We start from the raw sequence: 16,083 nt of genomic DNA, 5'->3' as shown, positions 1-16,083 counted from the left end.
GATGGATATCGCATCGACAGGCGAGTTGCCGCTCGCCGGGATCACTGTGGTGAGCCTCGAACAGGCCGTAGCCGCACCCATCGCCACCCGGCATCTCGCCGATCTCGGCGCGCGCGTCATCAAGGTCGAACGAATCGGGGAGGGCGATTTCGCCCGCAACTACGACACTGCGGTGCACGGCCTGGCCTCGCATTTCGTCTGGCTCAACCGCGGCAAGGAATCGCTGTGTGTGGACCTCAAATCCGAGGCGGGCCTGGCCGCGGTGCGGACGCTCGTCGCGGAAGCGGATGTGTTCGTCCAGAATTCGGCCCCCGGTGCCGCCGAACGCCTCGGTCTGGGTGCGGAGGAGTTGCGCGAAAACCATCAGGCACTCATCGCGGTCAATATGTCGGGGTACGGCACTTCGGGGCCCTTCGTCGACCGTAAGGCCTACGATATGCTCGTCCAGGCCGAGACCGGACTGGTCTCGATCACCGGAACGCCGGAGACGGCGACCAAGACCGGTATCCCCACATCCGATATCGCCGCCGGTATGTACGCGTTGTCGGCGATCCAAGCGGCGCTGTTCCGCCGGGAGCGCACCGGAATCGGTGCGACCATCGACGTCGCGATGTTCGACGCCACCGTGGAATGGCTCGGCCATTCGATCTATATGCAGATGTACCAGGATGTGCAGATCCGGCGGATGGGTTTGTCGCACGCGTCCATCGCGCCCTACGACGCGTATCCCACCCGGGACGGGCAGATCCTGATCGGGGTGCAGAACGACCGGGGCTGGCGCACGCTGGTCACCGAGGTGTTCGAACGTCCGGAACTCGCCGACGACCCACGGTTCGCGACCAATATCGAGCGGGTGCGGCACCGGACCGAGGTGGACGAACTGGTCGGCAAGCTTACCGGGGACTGCGATACCGCCGAACTCGACGGCCGGCTCGCCGATGCCGGGATCCCCGCCGCGCAACTGGGTGATATGCGGAGCCTGATCGCGCATCCGCAGCTCGCGGCCCGGGACCGGTGGCGTGAGGTGCAGACCGAGGCCGGGCCGATCCGGGCGGTACTACCGCCCATGACCTTCCGCGATGTGGAGTTGCGAATGGGTGCGGTACCGGGGCTGGGCGAGCAGACCGACACGGTGCTCGCCGGGATCGGCCTGACCGGCGAGCAGATCGCGGCCATGCGGTCGGCCGGAATCGTGCAGTAGTCGCGGCGCCGGATGCCTACAGGACACGGATGGGAGCGGTAGTGGGATTACTGGAGGGAAAGGTCGCCGTCGTCACGGGGGCCGCGCAGGGGATCGGCCTGGAGATCGCGCGGGCCTTCGCGCGAGAGGGCGCGAAGGTCGTGGTCGCCGATATCAATGCCGAGGCCGGCGCGCAGGTGGTGGCCGATCTCGGCGGTACGGAGATCGCCCGGTTCGTTCGCTGCGATGTGCGTGACGGTGCCGCGGTGGAAGCCGTGGTCGACGCCGCCGAGGAGGCGTTCGGCCCGCTCGGCGTATTCGTCAACAATGCCGGTATGACCCGGGACGCGACAATGCGCAAGATGAGCGAACAGGACTTCGACGACATCATCGCCGTACACCTGAAGGGTGCGTGGAACGGTACCCGGGCGGCCGCGAATCGGATGCGCGAGCACGGTGCCGGCGCCATCGTCAACATCTCTTCGCTGTCGGGCAAGGTCGGGCTCGTCGGCCAGACCAATTATTCGGCGGCCAAGGCCGGGATCGTGGGCCTGACCAAGGCGGCCGCGAAAGAGGTCGCGTTCAAGAATGTGCGGGTCAATGCCGTGCAGCCGGGACTGGTCCGGACCCCGATGACCGAGGCCATGCCCGAGCGGATCTGGGAGCAGAAGATGGCAGAGATTCCGCTGGGCCGGGCGGGCGAGCCGAGCGAAGTCGCCTCGGTGGTGCTGTTCCTGGCCAGCGATCTGTCGAGCTATATGACCGGCACCGTCCTGGAAGTGACCGGTGGCCGGCTGATGTGACCCCGCCGGGGTCCGCGGGCAGGGGCCACACCTTGCCATAATCTATGAATATCATTATGGTGAACTGGATAACGTCCAGTGCCGGTGGACGGGCCATCGTGCCTGCTCCGGCCGGTGCTGTTCCCGGATGAAGGAGCGGATATGGCCGAGACAACTGCCGGCACGGAGGCCACCAACGGAAGCCGGTTGCGCTGCAACGAATGTGGTTCCGAGGCGATCGTCACCACTGCGGGTGGCTCCGCGCTGACCTGCTGCGGTATCGCTCTCGAAATCACTTTCGCGGGCCGCTGACCGCCTGCCACCAGATCGAGGAGTACACCGTGAACGAAACCGGTAAGCGCTATACCTGCGGGACCTGCCGGACCCAGGTCATCTGCGTGAAGAAGGGCGAGGGCCGCTTCACCTGCCACGGCGCGCCGATGGAACTGCTCACCGCCAAACCGCTGCCGTCCTCGGACTAGGACCGCGGCACCCCCATTCTTGTCCCGCCACACCGTGTCCGCCGACGGGAGCGGCAATCGTGTAGAAGAAGGAGCCTCCGATGGCCGGTCCACTCGACGGACTCGTCGTGATCGATGCGAGCTGGGGAATGCCGGCCGCACTCGCGACGATGATGCTCGCCGACTACGGCGCCCGCGTCGTCAAACTGGAGCGTCCGGGCGGCGGGAGCGGCGCGGATTCGGTGTTGCGTAAGACGACCGATCGCGGGAAGTGGAGCGTCGAAGCCGATCTGCGCACCCCGGCGGGCCGGGGCGTCGCCGAACAGCTGGTGGCCGGGGCGGATGTCTTCGTCGAATCCTTCGGCACGGGCCGGGCGGACGCCCTCGGTATCGGATACGAGCCGTGGCACGAGAAGTTCCCCGAACTGGTCTACTGCTCGGTGACCGGTTACGGTAACGACGGCCCGCTCGCGTCCCGCCCCGGATACGAGGCCCTGCTCAACGCTCGCCTCGGCCAGATGGCCGAACAGCAGGGTCACCGTGCAGGGCCGGTCTTCATGGGGCACCCCACGGTGTCCTACGGCACGGCCTTCATCACCACCATCGGTATCCTCGCGGCGCTGCGGGCGCGCAAACTCAACGGCACCGGGCAGAAGGTCGACACCTCGCTGCTGGACGGGATGCTGGCGATCTCGTCGATGAACTGGTGGTGGAACGAGCAGGACATCTCCTATCTCGCGCGCAGCGGCAACCAGAAGGGTTTCGGCAGCAAACGGCTGATCACCGACCCGTTCCAGTGCGCGGACGGACAATGGCTGATCCCGCACACCGGCGGACCGGGTTCGTACAAGCGGATGATGGATCTGCTGGGATTCGGCGAGCAGACACAGACGATCGCCGGCCCGGAGATGGCGGTACCGCTGAACGAGGCGGAACTCGATATCGCCCGTAACAAGGTGCCGGAGGCGTTCCGCTCCCGGCCGCGCGACGAATGGCTCGAGCTGTTCCACGCCGCCGATATCGCCGCGCTGCCGGTCCTGCACCCCGAGGAAACCTTCGCCGACGATCAGGTGCGGTTCGCCGAGGTCGCGATCGATGTACCCGACGACGACTACGGCACGTTGCGCCAGATCGGTCCGGTGATCCGCTTCGAGAAGTCGGTGCCGGCCACACCGCGTCCCGCGCCCCGGTCCGGGGCGCACAACGAGCGCATCGGTGAGATCGCCCGCTCGCCGCTGTGGGCGCCCGCCCCGGTCGGCGACGCGGTGAACGCGCCCCTGCAGGGCGTGAAGATACTGGACTTCAGTTCGTATTTCGCGACCGGTTTCGGCGCGCGCCTGCTCTCCGATCTCGGCGCCGACGTGATCAAGGTCGAACCCCTGGTGGGCGACCAGATGCGCCCGCTCGGGGACCTTTTCGAGGGCGCCAACCGGGGCAAGCGCACCATCGCGCTCGATCTGCGCACCCCGGAGGGGCAGCAGATCGCCCACCGTCTGGCGGCCGAATCCGATGTGGTGATGCAGAACTACCGGCCCGGTAAGGCCGAGAAGATCGGTCTCGGGTACGAGCAGCTGAAGGCGCTGAACCCGGACCTGATCTACGCCTATCTCCCGGGATTCGGCTCGGCGGGGCCGAAATCGACGTTGAAATCGTTCGCGCCGCTGGTATCCGGTCTGGTCGGACTGAACTTCGAGGGCGCGGGGGAGGGTAACCCGCCGATCCGCCGGGTGATCGGCAACGAGGACCTCTACAACGGTTTCCTCGGCGCCGTCACCGTGCTGCTGGCGCTGCACCACCGGGCGAACACCGGCGCGGGACAGTACGTCGAGAGCCCACAACTGCATTCGAGCCTGTTCGTGATCAGTGAACACGCGGCCACGCCCGACGGTGCCGCGGTGCCCGCGCATCGACTCGACTCCGAACAGATGGGTCTGTCCCCGCTCTACCGCCTGTACCGCACCGCCGACGGCTGGATCGCCCTCGCCGTCTTCGGTGACGCGGCCTTCGGACGACTCGGCGCGGCGCTGAACCTGCCCGGTCTCGATGCCGACCCCCGCTTCACCACTGTCGCGGACCGGACCGCGAACGCGAACGCCCTGGCCGAACTGCTGGCGTCCCGGTTCGCGGAACTGAAGAGCGCGGAGGCATTCGAGGTGCTCGACGGCAACGATGTCCCCGCCGAGATCCCGCTCGACTATCCGATCATGCCGGAACTGCTGTGGGAGGAGTGGGCGCTGGACTCGAACCGTATCGTCGAGCACCACCATCCCGAATACGGCTGGTCGCGTGAGGTGGGCATGGTGATCCATCTGTCCGACACCCCCGGCCGGTTCAAGGGCGGCAGTCCGCGGCTGGGCGAGCATTCGGCCGAGATCCTGGACGGGCTCGGCTATCACCCCGACGAGGTCGCCGCGCTGATGGCGACCGTATGCAAGCTGCCCACCGCGGCGGCGAAGGAATCCTGAACATGGACATCACGTATCCGGCCGAGGCGCAGGACTATCGCGCCCGCGTGCGCGAACTGCTCGAATCCGAGCTACCCGAGAACTGGCAGGGTATCGGTGCCCTTTCCGTTATCGAACAGGAAGAGTTCCTCACGAGCTGGCGCAAGGTGCTCTCCGACAACGATCTGCTGGCGGTCTCCTGGCCCCGGGAGTTCGGCGGCGCCGGTCTGTCGAGTATCGAACAGGTGGTGCTGAACGAAGAACTCATGCGCCTCGGCGTGCCGGACGGTACCGAGAACGACACCCTCGGTATCAAATTGCTCGGCAACACCATGACCGTTCTGGGCACCGAGGAACAGAAGCAGTACTTCCTGCCCCGCATGCTCTCCGGGGAACATGTGTGGTGCCAGGGCTATTCGGAACCCGAAGCGGGATCGGATCTCGCGGGAATGCGCACCCGGGCGGTACTCGAGGGCGACGAATGGGTGATCAACGGCCAGAAGACCTGGACCTCACAGGGACACAAGGCCAACTGGATCTTCGTGATCGCCCGCACCGACGCCACCGTCGCCAAACACAAGGGCCTGTCGTTCCTGCTGGTCCCGATGGACCAGCCGGGCGTCGAAGTGCGGCCGATCGTCAATGCCGCCGGTTACGTCGCCTTCAGTGAGGTGTTCTTCACCGACGCGCGGACACCGGCCTCGTATGTTCTCGGCGGGGTGGGCGGCGGCTGGAACACCGCCAACACCCTGCTCGGTTTCGAACGCGGCGTGCGGGCCACCACCGATGCCGTGCGGTTCGGCCGGGAAGTGGAACGCCTGATCGAACTCGCCCGCGAACGCGGGCTCACCGCCGACCCGCGGATCCGAGCCGAACTCGCCTGGTGCTGGTCACGGGTGCAGACCATGCGTTTCCGCGGTTATCGCGCGCTGACGAAACTGCTCAACGGTGGCTCCTACGGAGTGGACGGCTCGTTCTCGAAAGTGATCTGGAGCGAATTCTTCCAGCGGCTCACCGAGGTCGGGATGCAGATCCTCGGGCTCGAGGTACTCACCCCGGCCGGGGGCGGTAACGACGGCATGCTGGTGACCCCCAATCCGGGCGCCGACAACTCGTCCCGGTGCTGGACCGATATCGCGCTGTATGCGCGAGCCGCCACCATCTACGGCGGCAGTTCGCAGATCCAGCGCAACATCATCGGCGAGCAACTGCTCGGGCTGCCGAAGGAACCCCGCCTGGACGGCGGGCCCTTCCAGGACATCGGCCGCCGCAAGAGCGCCTGACCCGCTACTCTCCGCCGTCGCGGCGGACCGAAGAACGGAAGAAACCGTGTACTTCGCTTTCGACTCCGAGCAGGAGGAATTCCGGAGCTCGCTGCGGCGGCTGCTGACGGAACGCGCTCCGATGAGCCGCGTCCGCGAGATCGCCGAAACGGGCACCTACGATGCCGAGACCTGGCGCCTGCTGGCGTCGAATATGGGGGTGCCCGGCCTGCACGTCGACGAGCGGTTCGGTGGGGGCGGCTTCAGCTTTCTCGAAACCGCGCTCGTCGCACAGGAACTGGGGCGCGCGCTCACGCCGGTACCGATGATCACCACGACCGGAGCCATCGAGGCCGTGCTGCGGCTGGGCAGCCGGGCACAACAGAGCGAACTGCTGCCGGATCTGCTCGACGGCAGCGCGATCGGCACGCTGGCGCTCAGCGGTGCGCAGGACACCGACGTGGCGTTCGCGCCGGTGCGGGCCGGCGGCGATCCGGCGGCACCGGTGCTGACCGGCCGCCTCGACTATGTCGCTTTCGGGCATGTGGCCGATCTGTTGGTGGTCCCGGCGGTGACTCCGGCCGGTGACGCGGTGGCCCTGTACGCGGTCGATGCCCGCGCGGCCGGTATCGAGGTGACCGCCCGGCCGTCACTGGACCTCACCCGTACCGTGGCCACGATCGAATTCACCGATGCTTCCGCCGCGCTGCTCGGTGCCGATCCAGTGGCGATCCGCCGGGTGGTGGATATCGTGCGGATCCTGCTGGCGAACGAGGCGCTGGGCGCGGCCGAGGCCGCGCTGGACATGGCCGTGGCGTATGCGAAACAGCGGGTCCAGTTCAACCGCCCCATCGGATCGTTCCAGGCCGTCAAGCACAAATGCGCGGATATGGCCATCGCGGTCGACGCCGCGCAGGCCACCGTCATGTACGCCTCCCTCTGCGCGGCCGAGGACAACGAGGAGTTCCCGCGACTCGCGGTGATGGCGAAGGCGCAGGCAGCGGAATGCCTGAGTCTCTGTGCGGCACAGAATATTCAGATCCACGGCGGAATCGGGTTCACCTGGGAGGCGGACCCGCACCTGTACTTCCGGCGGGCGAAGGCGGTCGAACCGCTTTTCGGCGATCAGGCGCACCATACGGAGCTGCTCGCCGAGCTCGTCGGGATCTGACCGGTGGGTGGCCCGAGCGGTCGCGCGTCACCCACCGCCCTCCCGGCCGAATACCGTCCGGCCGTCGATGATCGTGGCGCGCACCGCTGCGGCGGTCGGCGCCGCGAGCAACTGCTCGATCGGCCGGTCCAGGAGCACCAGATCGGCCGCCGCGCCGGCGGTGATCACCCGGGCCGGGCCACCCGGTTCGGGTAACGGCGCGAGACAGCGTTCGAGTGCCTGTGGCGCCCGGAGGGTTTCACCGGCGCCGACGATACGGCCGTCGGGCGCGCGCCGCGCCAGCGCGGCGCCGATGATCTGCCAGGGGTCGACCGGACCGTACGGCGCGTCGCTGGACAGGGCCAACCCCACGCCGCCCGCGGTCAGACTGCGGCAGCGGTAGAGATCGGGCAGGTCGGACGGCTCGACCCGGTCGAGATAGTCGTCACCACGCGCCGCGATGAATCCCGGCTGGGTCACCACGGTGATCCCGAGACGCCGTAGCGTGCCGACGGATTCGCCCGGAACGACCGCACCGTGCTCGATGCGGTCGCCGGGTATCGTCCCGGCCTCGTCGAAGGCGGCGAGCAGGATGAGCAGGGCTTCCCGGCTGACGCAGTGCACCGCGACCGGGCGCCCGAGCGCGTGCGCCTGCCGCACGGTGCCGACCAGGGTGTCGATCTCGGGGAACCCGGAATCGGCGAGGACGATTTTGTACGCCCCGGTGGTAACACCTGGGCCACTCTGTCCGCCGAGCGGGACACCCAGCAGGTTCAACCGCTGCGGGATAGCGCCCGATATGGCGGCGGCGGTCAGATGAGCGAGCGAATCGCCGGTGAGATCCGGTGTCGCATCGGTGATCCCGGTGATGCCGTAGCCGGCCAGCCGGGCGCCCACGTCGGTGAGATCGGGCGGACCGGTATCGGGGAGCCGTGACCGGAGCCAGGTGTCCGCGCGCCAGAGCCGGCCCGTGGGCCGGCCCGCGGAATCGCGCTCGATACCCGGTGCGTCCGCCGTCGCGAGGCCGATCCGGCGAGCTCCCGCCGAATTGAGAATCCACAGGGCGCCACTGCGGTGCTGGATACGTACCGGTCGTGCTGCGCAGAGTGAATCGAGCGTGGCGGAATCGAGCTGGCCGGCAACGGTTTCGACATAGCCGACCCCGCGGATCCAGTCGTCACCCGGTGCGGTGGCCAGGACGCGGGCGAGATCGGCGGCAGTGTGCACCCGGGGCGGCCCGCAGCGGACCGAGGCCGTGTCCGCGGCGAGCGCGTGCAGGTGCAGATGATGATCGTGCAGGCCGGGTAGCAGAGCTCCGCCCGCGGCGTCGAGTACCGGGACCCGGGCCGCGGGGAGATCCGTACCGACCGCGGCGACCACACCCGCGCGGAGCAGGACATCGGTACCCGGTATGCCCGATACTTCGGCATCGCGGATCAGCAGACTCGTCATCGCGGGCGTATACCCAGTTCGGTGAGCACCGCCTCGGTGTCCCGGCCGGCCTCGGGCGCGTCACCGGTGGCCGCGCGGCGGCTCGGTGCGATGACGCGGGATTCGTCGATCGCCGCAGTCACGGCCGTATCGGGACCGAGTGTCGCGACCACCACCGCCGACATGGATATATCCCACAGTCGTCCGGATCCGTCGCCGGGGGCCGACATCGCCAGGACCGCCGCGGTCAGGCCCGCCAAGGGATCGGCGATCGCATCGCCGACGAACACCGGTGTGGCGCGGTCGCGGGCCACCAGACCGGCGGTCGCGGCGATATCGTCGCCGAAGCCGATCCGATTCGCGGCCCGTCCGTGTGCGGTGATCGAGATCCAGGTACCGCCTGCGGCGGCGAACTCCGATGCGTTCAAACCGAATCCGGCAAGAGCGCGTGGCCGCGACGCTTCGATCACGATATCGGCCGAGGCGACGAGCTCGCTCAGCGCGCGGCGCTGCGCGGAGTCGCCGGGGTCGAGTACGACGGATTCGTGACCGCCGTGCAACAGCTGGTAGAAACCGGGTTCACCGCGACGGGCGCCGTCGGGCCGGGTGGGAGTTTCGACTTTGATGACGCGTGCTCCTGCCAGGCCCAGCAGGTGGGCGCACAGCGGTCCCGCCCACAGCGCGCTGAAATCGACTACGCGCAATCCCCGCACCGGGCGCGGCTGTAGCGGGTGCGGAAGATCCGCCGGTGCCGGTGCGACCGGCCCCGCGGCCAACCCCAGCAGGTCCGCGCGTTCAGCGAGTTCGGCGCCGGTGTGCGTGCGCAGCCAGTCCGCTACGCCGGGCCAGGGATCGTCTGTGGCGTCCCGGCAGATGAGTGCGGCGAGCAGTACCGGGTCGTCGGGTCGCGCGCAGCTGACGGCGGCCCACCCGTCGGCAGTGGGCAGCAGGCGGCAATGCCGTCCGGCCGAGTGGGTACCGCCGCGCCCGAATCCGGTGAACGCGGCGCGCTCGGAGAGCAGGCGGGCGCCGTCCAGCCGGACTCTGCCGTCGGTGATCGCCGCGATCCGGTCGGTGTGCCGCCGCGCGATCGTCGCCGCCGATCCGGGTGGGATCAGCGCGGGACCGTCGGGAAATCCGGTGAGGGCGGGCACGCCGCTCTCGGCCCAGTCGAGCACCCGGTGCGCTGTCGCGCTCACGCTTGCTCCCGAGGTGCCGGACACGGCGCTGATGTTACCCCGTGCTAATAATCATGCGCATAGATCTTGACAAGACTTTAATTCAGACGCATGATTAGCATCATCAAAGTGAGCCGCCTCACTTTTCTCGCGACGGTTGTGTGTGACCGACCGACCTCGCTCACACCGCATTCCGGCCGTCGGGCTCGTCAAAGGGAGATCCAGTGACCAAGTTCTTCACCCGCACCGGCGCCCTGGTGCGCGCCGGTGCCTTCGCCGCGGCCGGTGCGCTCGTACTCGCCGGATGCGCCGAAACCGGCGTCGGCGGCGCGGGGGGAGGTGGTACCAGTGTCGCCTTCGGCGCCACGAAGGCCGAATACCAGGCGGCCTTCGTCGATATGGATCCCATCCTGCTGCACACGCAGTCACCCGGAGCGAAGGGTTCGGTGGCCGGCTCGTTCGTCGAGAAGTACGTCGCGGCCGTGCAGGACTGGTCCGGTGGCAAGATCACCTTCGATCTCGCGTACTCGGATGCGATCGCGAAATCCACCGAGATCGACGATGCCGTGAGCGATGGACGTCTCGATATGGGCCAGGTACTGACCGTGTACGAGCCCAAGGAGTTCCCGGCCTCGGCGGCGCTGCTCGACGCGGGAGTGCTGTCGGACCAGAGCGTGGTGACCGGTGTGCTGCAATCCAACGCGTGGCCCGCCGAGGTGGCGTTCGAGACACCGGAGATCGTCTCGGAGTTCGCGGACAAAGGGCTCGAGCTGATGCTGCCGGCCTACAACGCGGGGATGAACGCACTGTTCTGCGCGCAACCGAGCACCCGGTTGTCCGATTTCGCCGGTAAGAGCGTCTCGGTGGGCAGCACGGTGGCCGGCGAACAGATCGAGGCCCTGGGCGGTACCTCGACCTCGGTGGCCTACACCGAAGCCTACGAGGCGCTGCAGCGTGGCGTCATCGACTGTTCGATGGTGAGTCCGTCGGCGGCCACGATCGGCGGGATCGTGGAGGTCGCGCCGCATACCGTGATCGACCCCGGCGCCGGACTGGCCGTGCCGACCGGGAATATGGTCTTCAATGCCGATCTCTGGGCGAACCTGCCGCTGGCCGCCCGGCAGCTGCTCTGGGATCGTCTCGATATCTTTCTCGCCGCGGCCATCGAGGACAAGATCTGGCCGGTCACCGCGAACGCGATGCGGAAGATCGAACAGTACGGCGGGGCGGTCGTGCCCTTCTCCGACGACGCGCGGGCCGCGGTCCGGAAGGTCAACGACGCCATCGTGGAGAAGCGGGCCGACGATCCGGCGCTGCTGGACGGGCGGGCGTTCGTGAACGCGGTGCGCGAGAAGTCCGCGAAGTGGAGCGATATCGTCGCCGATCTCGGCTACCGGAACGAGACGGACTACAACGGCTTCGCCGATTGGTACAAGCCCGGAAAGATCGATATCGCGCCCTATGTGCAGCGGGTCTTCGAAGAGATCCTGCTCGACCGGCGCCCGGTGTGACGAGTGCCGATCCCGGCGGTCCGCCGGGATCGGCGGGGGACCGGTGGTGCCGAGTTGCGTTCGGCACGAGCGGGTCCGGGTGAGCCGAAGGCCCCCGGGAAACACGGTTCGGTGTCCCGGGGGCCTTCCGCTGTCGCTGTCAGAACGCGCTGCGACCGCCGTCGACGGTGTAGATACCACCGGTCACCCAGTTGGCTTCGTCGCTGGCGAGGAACAGCGCGATCGAGGCCAGATCGTCCGGAGTTCCCAACCGGCGCAGGGGGAAGCGGGCGGCGGCGTCGGCATCGAGCACGGCCTGGTCCGCCTCCGGTTCGGCGGCACCGCGGTCGACCCGGGAACGGTAGACGAGCGGAGTCGGGATGGTTCCCGGGCAGATCGCGTTGATACGCACGTTGTCCGGCCCGTAGGTGACCGCCATCTGCTTGGTCATGGCGATCACGCCGCCCTTGGCGGCGGTGTACGGAAAGATGCCGGGCAGTCCGATGAGGCCGCCCATACTGGCCTGGTTGATGATCGAACCGGTGCGCCGCTCGATCATATGGGGGAGGGCGTACTTCGAGGTCAGCCACACGCCCTTGAGATTGATCGCGATCACCCGGTCCCATTCGTCCTCGGTGGTATCGGCCGCGTTACCGGCGCCGTTGATCCCGGCATTGGCGAAAACGATATCGAGCCGGTCGAATTCGGCGAGGGTTTCGGCGATCATGCGCTGCGCGTCGGCGTCGGAGGTCACGTTCGCGGTGACGGGCAGCGCGCGCCCGCCCGCGGCGGTGATCTCCGCGGTGACCGAACCGGCCGCGGTGGGATCGAGATCGACGACCGCGACGGCCGCGCCCTCGGCGGCGAAGCGCAGGGCCGAGGCGCGGCCCAGCCCCGAACCCGCACCGGTGACGAGTGCGATCTTGCCGGCCAGACGTCCGGTGGTGCTCATGGTGATACCTCTCGGCAGTAGTTGTTGATCAGGCGAACAGGGCGGTGAAGCGCCAATCCAGGACAGCGGCCGGTGCGTCCGTCCCGCGGTGGGCGTACACACACGACCGGAGATGCAGCAGACCGCCGCCGGTGCGCAGTGGTTCGGCGGATTCGACGTGCAGGCAGCTGGTGAGCGTATCGCCCTCGTGCACGGGTCCGGTGTGCTCGCAGGACTGCCAGCCCAGCACGGTCACCAGGTTCGGCAATGCGCGGGTCGCCTGGGCGAGAGCCAGGCCGATGGTGTGTCCGCCGTACACCAGACGACCGGCCGTACCGACGCGCTCGTCGTGGTGGGTGGCCGCGATATTGAGGGTCAGCCGGGCGAGTTCGGGTGCGCTGCCGACGACATCGCCGCTGGAGGTGAAGGTGGTGCCGGCGAGCGACGGATCGAAATGTGGCCCGGGCACCCGACGCCGGTAGGCGGCGAGATCCAGTCCGGCGGGGGCCTCGAAGGGTGTCGGTTCGTCCGAACCGATCGTGGTGAGATCGTCGGCGTGGACCGTGCGGTCCGGTGCGGCGGGATCGTGCGACGGTACCTCCAGCGCGCGCAGCGGCAGCATCGCGCAGCGATGGAAATCCAGCACGATGGCACCGTGCTGGTCGGTGGTGCGGATCCGCAGGGCGGCCAGTCCGGTGGGCCGGCGGCCGGGTCTGGGCGAATTCTCCTTCAGCCCTACCACTTCGGTCGTGGTGTAGAGGGTGTCGCCGATAAACGGGAGCCGGTGGAACCGCAGACCCCGATAGAACAGATTGGCCTTCACATGGTGGGTGACGAGGGTGGACTGACCGATCGAGAGATCGGCGACCAGCCCCGGATGCGCGACCGGACCGCCTGCCACGGCCGCGGCGAGTGAGCTGTCGAGCGGTAGCCGCAGCCGGTCGCCGAGGATGCTCTGGTGTACCGCGGCGAGACCGTCGGTGAGCGTGACTCCGGGCGCGGTATCGAATACCTGGCCGGGCGAGAGTTCGTCGAAACAGGGCCCGCCGACAGTACGTACGGTGTCAGTACTCATCGCGGGCTCCGGTCAGCGAGAGGGTGCGCCGGGCCGCCACCGCCACCGCCTCGTCCAGCATCTGCCCGTCCAGCCGAGCGGCGCCCGCGCCTTGCGCGGCGGCTTCGGCGAGGGTACGGAGCACGCGCCGTGCCTGTTCGGCCTGTTCGGCGGTCGGGGTGAAGTACTGCCGCGCGGTGGCGATCTGCGCGGGATGGATGACCCATTTCCCGTCGAATCCGAGATCGGCGACCCAGCGTAGTGCCCGGCGGAATTCCGCGTCGTCGGCGATACCGAGGTACGGGCCGTCGACGGCCTGCACACCTGCCGCGCGCGCGGCGTGCAGGACGCGGTCCTGGACGAACAGCCACTGGTCCGGTGTCGCGGTGCGGGATCGGCCGAGGGCCGCGCCGAGGTCGGCGTATCCGATCACCACGGTGGTGAGGCGTGGGGCAGTGACGATCTCGTCGATCGCGCCGAGACCGGTGGGCGTTTCGATCAGGGCCTGGACGGACAGACCCGGGGCGTCGGCGAGCGCGTTGTCCGCCTCTTCCAGCGCTGCGCGGTTCTCGACCTTCGGTATCACCACCGAGGTCAGGGCTTCTCCGAGGGTGGCGCAGGTGCGCAGATCCGCGGCGAACCATTCGGTAGTGGGGCCGTTGACCCGGATCGACACGGCACGGTCGCCGCCGAATTCGTCCACCAGTTCCGCGACCAGCGTCCGCGCGGTGGTCTTGTGGGCGGCGGTGACCGCGTCCTCGAGGTCGAGGATCACCTCGTCCGCGGTGCCGGTCAGGGCTTTGCGGGCCTTGTGGGCGTCGGAGCCGGGGGCGACCAGGGCTGCTCGCCGGCGCGGGTGTCTCATAGAGCGGTTCCTTCTCGATCGTGGGCAGAACTGCGGGTTTCGTCGTCGCGGTGGCCGGGTGCGGCGCGTATCGGCCGATGCCGGCCGATACCAATCTAACCGAAATCCTGCAATTGCTTATCATGATTGACATTTATTTCCGGTTGGTCGAGTATGGCCGTAACAGATCCACGGGCTCGGGCGGGCCCGCGACACGGTGAGGACATCGCGCGTGAGCTATTACCTGAACGACGAAGAAGCGCTCCTGGTGCAGACGGTGCGCGCATTCATCGATCGGGAGGTGAAGCCGTCGGTACGGGAGGTCGAACACGCCGATACCTACCCGGAGAACTGGATCGACCAGATGAAGCAGATCGGTATCTACGGTCTGGCCGTCCCGGAGGAATTCGGCGGCACCCCGGTCTCGATGCCCTGCTACGTCCAGGTAACCGAAGAACTCGCCCGCGGCTGGATGTCACTGTCCGGGGCCATGGGCGGTCATACGGTGGTCGCGAAACTCATCGATCTGTTCGGCACGGCCGAACAGCGGCAGCGCTACCTGCCGCGGATGGCGACCGGGGAGATCCGCGCGACCATGGCCCTGACCGAACCGGGCGGCGGTTCGGATCTGCAGGCCATGACCACCACCGCCCGACGCGACGGCGACGATCTGGTGATCGACGGCGCCAAGACCTGGATAACCAACGCGCGCCGCGCGGGCGTTATCGCGCTGCTGTGCAAGACCGACCCCGACTCGACCCCGCGCCACCGGGGGATGTCGATCGTGCTCGTCGAGCACGGACCGGGGCTCACCGTCTCACGCGATCTCCCCAAACTCGGCTACAAAGGAGTCGAGAGCTGCGAGCTGTCCTTCGCCGGCTACCGGATTTCCGCGGACGCGGTACTCGGTGGTGTGCCCGGTAAGGGTTTCCCGCAGATGATGAAAGGCCTGGAGACCGGCCGGATCCAGGTGGCGTCCCGGGCGCTCGGCGTCGCCGCGGCCGCACTCGAGGATTCGCTCGCCTACGCGCAGCAGCGGGAGAGTTTCGGCGAGCCGATCTGGAAGCACCAGTCGATCGGTAACTATCTGGCGGATATGGCCACGAAGCTCACCGCGGCCCGCCAGCTCACCCGGCACGCGGCCGAGATGTACGACCGCGGCGAGCGGTGCGATATGGAGGCCGGGATGGCCAAGTTGTACGCCTCGGAGGTGGCGATGGAGGTCGCGTTGAACGCGGTCCGGATCCACGGCGGTTACGGCTATTCCACCGAATACGATGTGGAGCGCTACTTCCGCGATGCCCCGCTGATGATCGTCGGCGAGGGCACCAACGAGATCCAGCGCAATGTCATCGCCGCGCAACTGGTGGCACGGGGTGGGTTGTGAGCGGCCGTGGCGCAGACCGGGGGACCGGATCATGAAGGTGTTCCGGGGAATCGATGAGGTGGCGGCCGCGGTCGGCACCCATCTCGGTTACGGCGACTGGTTCGAGATGACCCAGGACCGGGTCGACGCGTTCGCCGCGGCGACCGAGGACCGCCAGTGGATCCATATCGATCCCGAACGGGCGGCGGCGGGGCCCTACGGCACCACCATCGCGCACGGCTATCTCACGCTGGCATTGCTCCCGGCACTCGGCGGCGCGCTCTTCGATATCGCGGGCGTGCGGATGAAGATCAATTACGGCGTGAACAAGGTCCGTTTTCCCGCTCCGGTTCCGGTCGGCGCGCGGATCCGGTGCGGCGCCCGGCTCGAATCGCTCGAGCGTACGGCCGGGCGCGCCCGACTGATCACCGGCTACACCCTCGAGATCGAGGGCGCGCAGCGTCCGGCGCTCGTCGCCGAGACCATCCGCGTCCTCGTCGAATGACGAAA

Annotated in this window: 15 protein-coding genes; 10 read left to right on the top strand and 5 right to left on the bottom strand. The window is 68.1% G+C overall.

The features are described from left to right. The first annotated feature begins 1 nt into the window (after window position 1). The 7 genes from ACWEWT_RS06235 to ACWEWT_RS06205 all read left to right on the top strand — a co-directional run bounded on the left by ACWEWT_RS06235 (window position 2) and on the right by ACWEWT_RS06205 (window position 7,300). Entirely contained in the window at window positions 2–1,201 is a 1,200-nt protein-coding gene (locus ACWEWT_RS06235; RefSeq protein WP_452556722.1) for a CaiB/BaiF CoA transferase family protein, read from the top strand. Window positions 1,202–1,230: 29 nt separating this feature from the next. Continuing rightward, window positions 1,231–1,983 (top strand): 3-oxoacyl-ACP reductase FabG, encoded by a 753-nt coding sequence (fabG, locus tag ACWEWT_RS06230; protein WP_452556720.1) that lies wholly within the window; start codon window positions 1,231–1,233, stop codon window positions 1,981–1,983. 141 nt (window positions 1,984–2,124) lie between these two features. Continuing rightward, on the top strand, window positions 2,125–2,274 hold the full coding sequence (locus ACWEWT_RS06225) for a hypothetical protein (protein ID WP_452556718.1): 150 nt from the start codon (window positions 2,125–2,127) through the stop codon (window positions 2,272–2,274). A gap of 29 nt (window positions 2,275–2,303) precedes the next feature. After that, entirely contained in the window at window positions 2,304–2,444 is a 141-nt protein-coding gene (locus ACWEWT_RS06220) for a hypothetical protein (protein ID WP_452556716.1), read from the top strand. An 80-nt stretch (window positions 2,445–2,524) separates the two neighbouring features. Next, on the top strand, window positions 2,525–4,888 hold the full coding sequence (locus ACWEWT_RS06215; RefSeq protein ID WP_452556714.1) for a CaiB/BaiF CoA transferase family protein: 2,364 nt from the start codon (window positions 2,525–2,527) through the stop codon (window positions 4,886–4,888). 2 nt (window positions 4,889–4,890) lie between these two features. Further along, window positions 4,891–6,150 (top strand): acyl-CoA dehydrogenase family protein, encoded by a 1,260-nt coding sequence (locus ACWEWT_RS06210; protein WP_452556712.1) that lies wholly within the window; start codon window positions 4,891–4,893, stop codon window positions 6,148–6,150. A gap of 46 nt (window positions 6,151–6,196) precedes the next feature. Further along, complete coding sequence (locus tag ACWEWT_RS06205) at window positions 6,197–7,300, top strand: acyl-CoA dehydrogenase family protein (RefSeq protein WP_452556710.1); 1,104 nt, start codon at window positions 6,197–6,199, stop codon at window positions 7,298–7,300. Window positions 7,301–7,327: 27 nt separating this feature from the next. Here the strand turns inward: ACWEWT_RS06205 and ACWEWT_RS06200 are convergent, their stop codons facing one another. Together ACWEWT_RS06200 and ACWEWT_RS06195 are read right to left on the bottom strand one after the other, a co-directional pair. Next, window positions 7,328–8,731 carry an amidohydrolase family protein gene (locus ACWEWT_RS06200; protein WP_452556708.1) on the bottom strand — a complete coding sequence of 468 codons (1,404 nt, stop codon included), beginning with the start codon at window positions 8,729–8,731 and terminating at the stop codon, window positions 7,328–7,330. Further along, window positions 8,728–9,909 (bottom strand): CoA transferase, encoded by a 1,182-nt coding sequence (locus ACWEWT_RS06195; RefSeq protein WP_452556706.1) that lies wholly within the window; start codon window positions 9,907–9,909, stop codon window positions 8,728–8,730. Before ACWEWT_RS06195 ends, ACWEWT_RS06200 begins: the two co-directional genes overlap by 4 nt. 203 nt (window positions 9,910–10,112) lie before the next feature. Here ACWEWT_RS06195 and dctP point away from each other — a divergent pair, with 203 nt between their 5' ends. After that, window positions 10,113–11,399, top strand: coding sequence for a TRAP transporter substrate-binding protein DctP (gene dctP / locus ACWEWT_RS06190; protein WP_452556704.1), 1,287 nt, complete (start codon window positions 10,113–10,115; stop codon window positions 11,397–11,399). A gap of 139 nt (window positions 11,400–11,538) precedes the next feature. Here dctP and ACWEWT_RS06185 read toward each other — a convergent pair whose 3' ends face one another. Genes ACWEWT_RS06185 through ACWEWT_RS06175 form a run of 3 tightly spaced genes read right to left on the bottom strand, consistent with a single transcriptional unit; the run spans window position 11,539 to window position 14,228 of the window. Beyond that, complete coding sequence (locus ACWEWT_RS06185; protein ID WP_452556702.1) at window positions 11,539–12,330, bottom strand: SDR family NAD(P)-dependent oxidoreductase; 792 nt, start codon at window positions 12,328–12,330, stop codon at window positions 11,539–11,541. A gap of 28 nt (window positions 12,331–12,358) precedes the next feature. Further along, window positions 12,359–13,384, bottom strand: a complete 1,026-nt coding sequence (locus ACWEWT_RS06180; protein ID WP_452556700.1) for a MaoC family dehydratase — start codon at window positions 13,382–13,384, stop codon at window positions 12,359–12,361. Further along, window positions 13,374–14,228 (bottom strand): HpcH/HpaI aldolase/citrate lyase family protein, encoded by an 855-nt coding sequence (locus ACWEWT_RS06175; RefSeq protein WP_452556698.1) that lies wholly within the window; start codon window positions 14,226–14,228, stop codon window positions 13,374–13,376. Before ACWEWT_RS06175 ends, ACWEWT_RS06180 begins: the two co-directional genes overlap by 11 nt. Window positions 14,229–14,439: 211 nt before the next feature. On the opposite strand from ACWEWT_RS06175, the gene ACWEWT_RS06170 reads away from it, so the two are divergent. Both ACWEWT_RS06170 and ACWEWT_RS06165 read left to right on the top strand, forming a co-directional pair. After that, window positions 14,440–15,594, top strand: a complete 1,155-nt coding sequence (locus tag ACWEWT_RS06170) for an acyl-CoA dehydrogenase family protein (RefSeq protein WP_452556696.1) — start codon at window positions 14,440–14,442, stop codon at window positions 15,592–15,594. Window positions 15,595–15,625: 31 nt separating this feature from the next. Continuing rightward, complete coding sequence (locus ACWEWT_RS06165; RefSeq protein ID WP_452556694.1) at window positions 15,626–16,078, top strand: MaoC family dehydratase; 453 nt, start codon at window positions 15,626–15,628, stop codon at window positions 16,076–16,078. Window positions 16,079–16,083: the final 5 nt, after the last annotated feature.

It is taken from the genome of Nocardia sp. NPDC003963 (assembly GCF_053605105.1).
The sequence above is the reverse complement of the archived record's forward strand: the minus strand, read 5'-3'. Positions and strand labels throughout refer to the sequence as shown.

Coding starts and splice junctions, on each gene's coding strand:
- ACWEWT_RS06235 (WP_452556722.1), top strand. CDS start 2: ATGGATATCGCATCGACAGGCGAGTTGCCGCTCGCCGGGATCACTGTG.
- fabG (WP_452556720.1), top strand. CDS start 1,231: ATGGGAGCGGTAGTGGGATTACTGGAGGGAAAGGTCGCCGTCGTCACG.
- ACWEWT_RS06225 (WP_452556718.1), top strand. CDS start 2,125: ATGGCCGAGACAACTGCCGGCACGGAGGCCACCAACGGAAGCCGGTTG.
- ACWEWT_RS06215 (WP_452556714.1), top strand. CDS start 2,525: ATGGCCGGTCCACTCGACGGACTCGTCGTGATCGATGCGAGCTGGGGA.
- ACWEWT_RS06210 (WP_452556712.1), top strand. CDS start 4,891: ATGGACATCACGTATCCGGCCGAGGCGCAGGACTATCGCGCCCGCGTG.
- ACWEWT_RS06200 (WP_452556708.1), bottom strand. CDS start 8,731: ATGACGAGTCTGCTGATCCGCGATGCCGAAGTATCGGGCATACCGGGT.
- ACWEWT_RS06185 (WP_452556702.1), bottom strand. CDS start 12,330: ATGAGCACCACCGGACGTCTGGCCGGCAAGATCGCACTCGTCACCGGT.
- ACWEWT_RS06180 (WP_452556700.1), bottom strand. CDS start 13,384: ATGAGTACTGACACCGTACGTACTGTCGGCGGGCCCTGTTTCGACGAA.
- ACWEWT_RS06175 (WP_452556698.1), bottom strand. CDS start 14,228: ATGAGACACCCGCGCCGGCGAGCAGCCCTGGTCGCCCCCGGCTCCGAC.
- ACWEWT_RS06165 (WP_452556694.1), top strand. CDS start 15,626: ATGAAGGTGTTCCGGGGAATCGATGAGGTGGCGGCCGCGGTCGGCACC.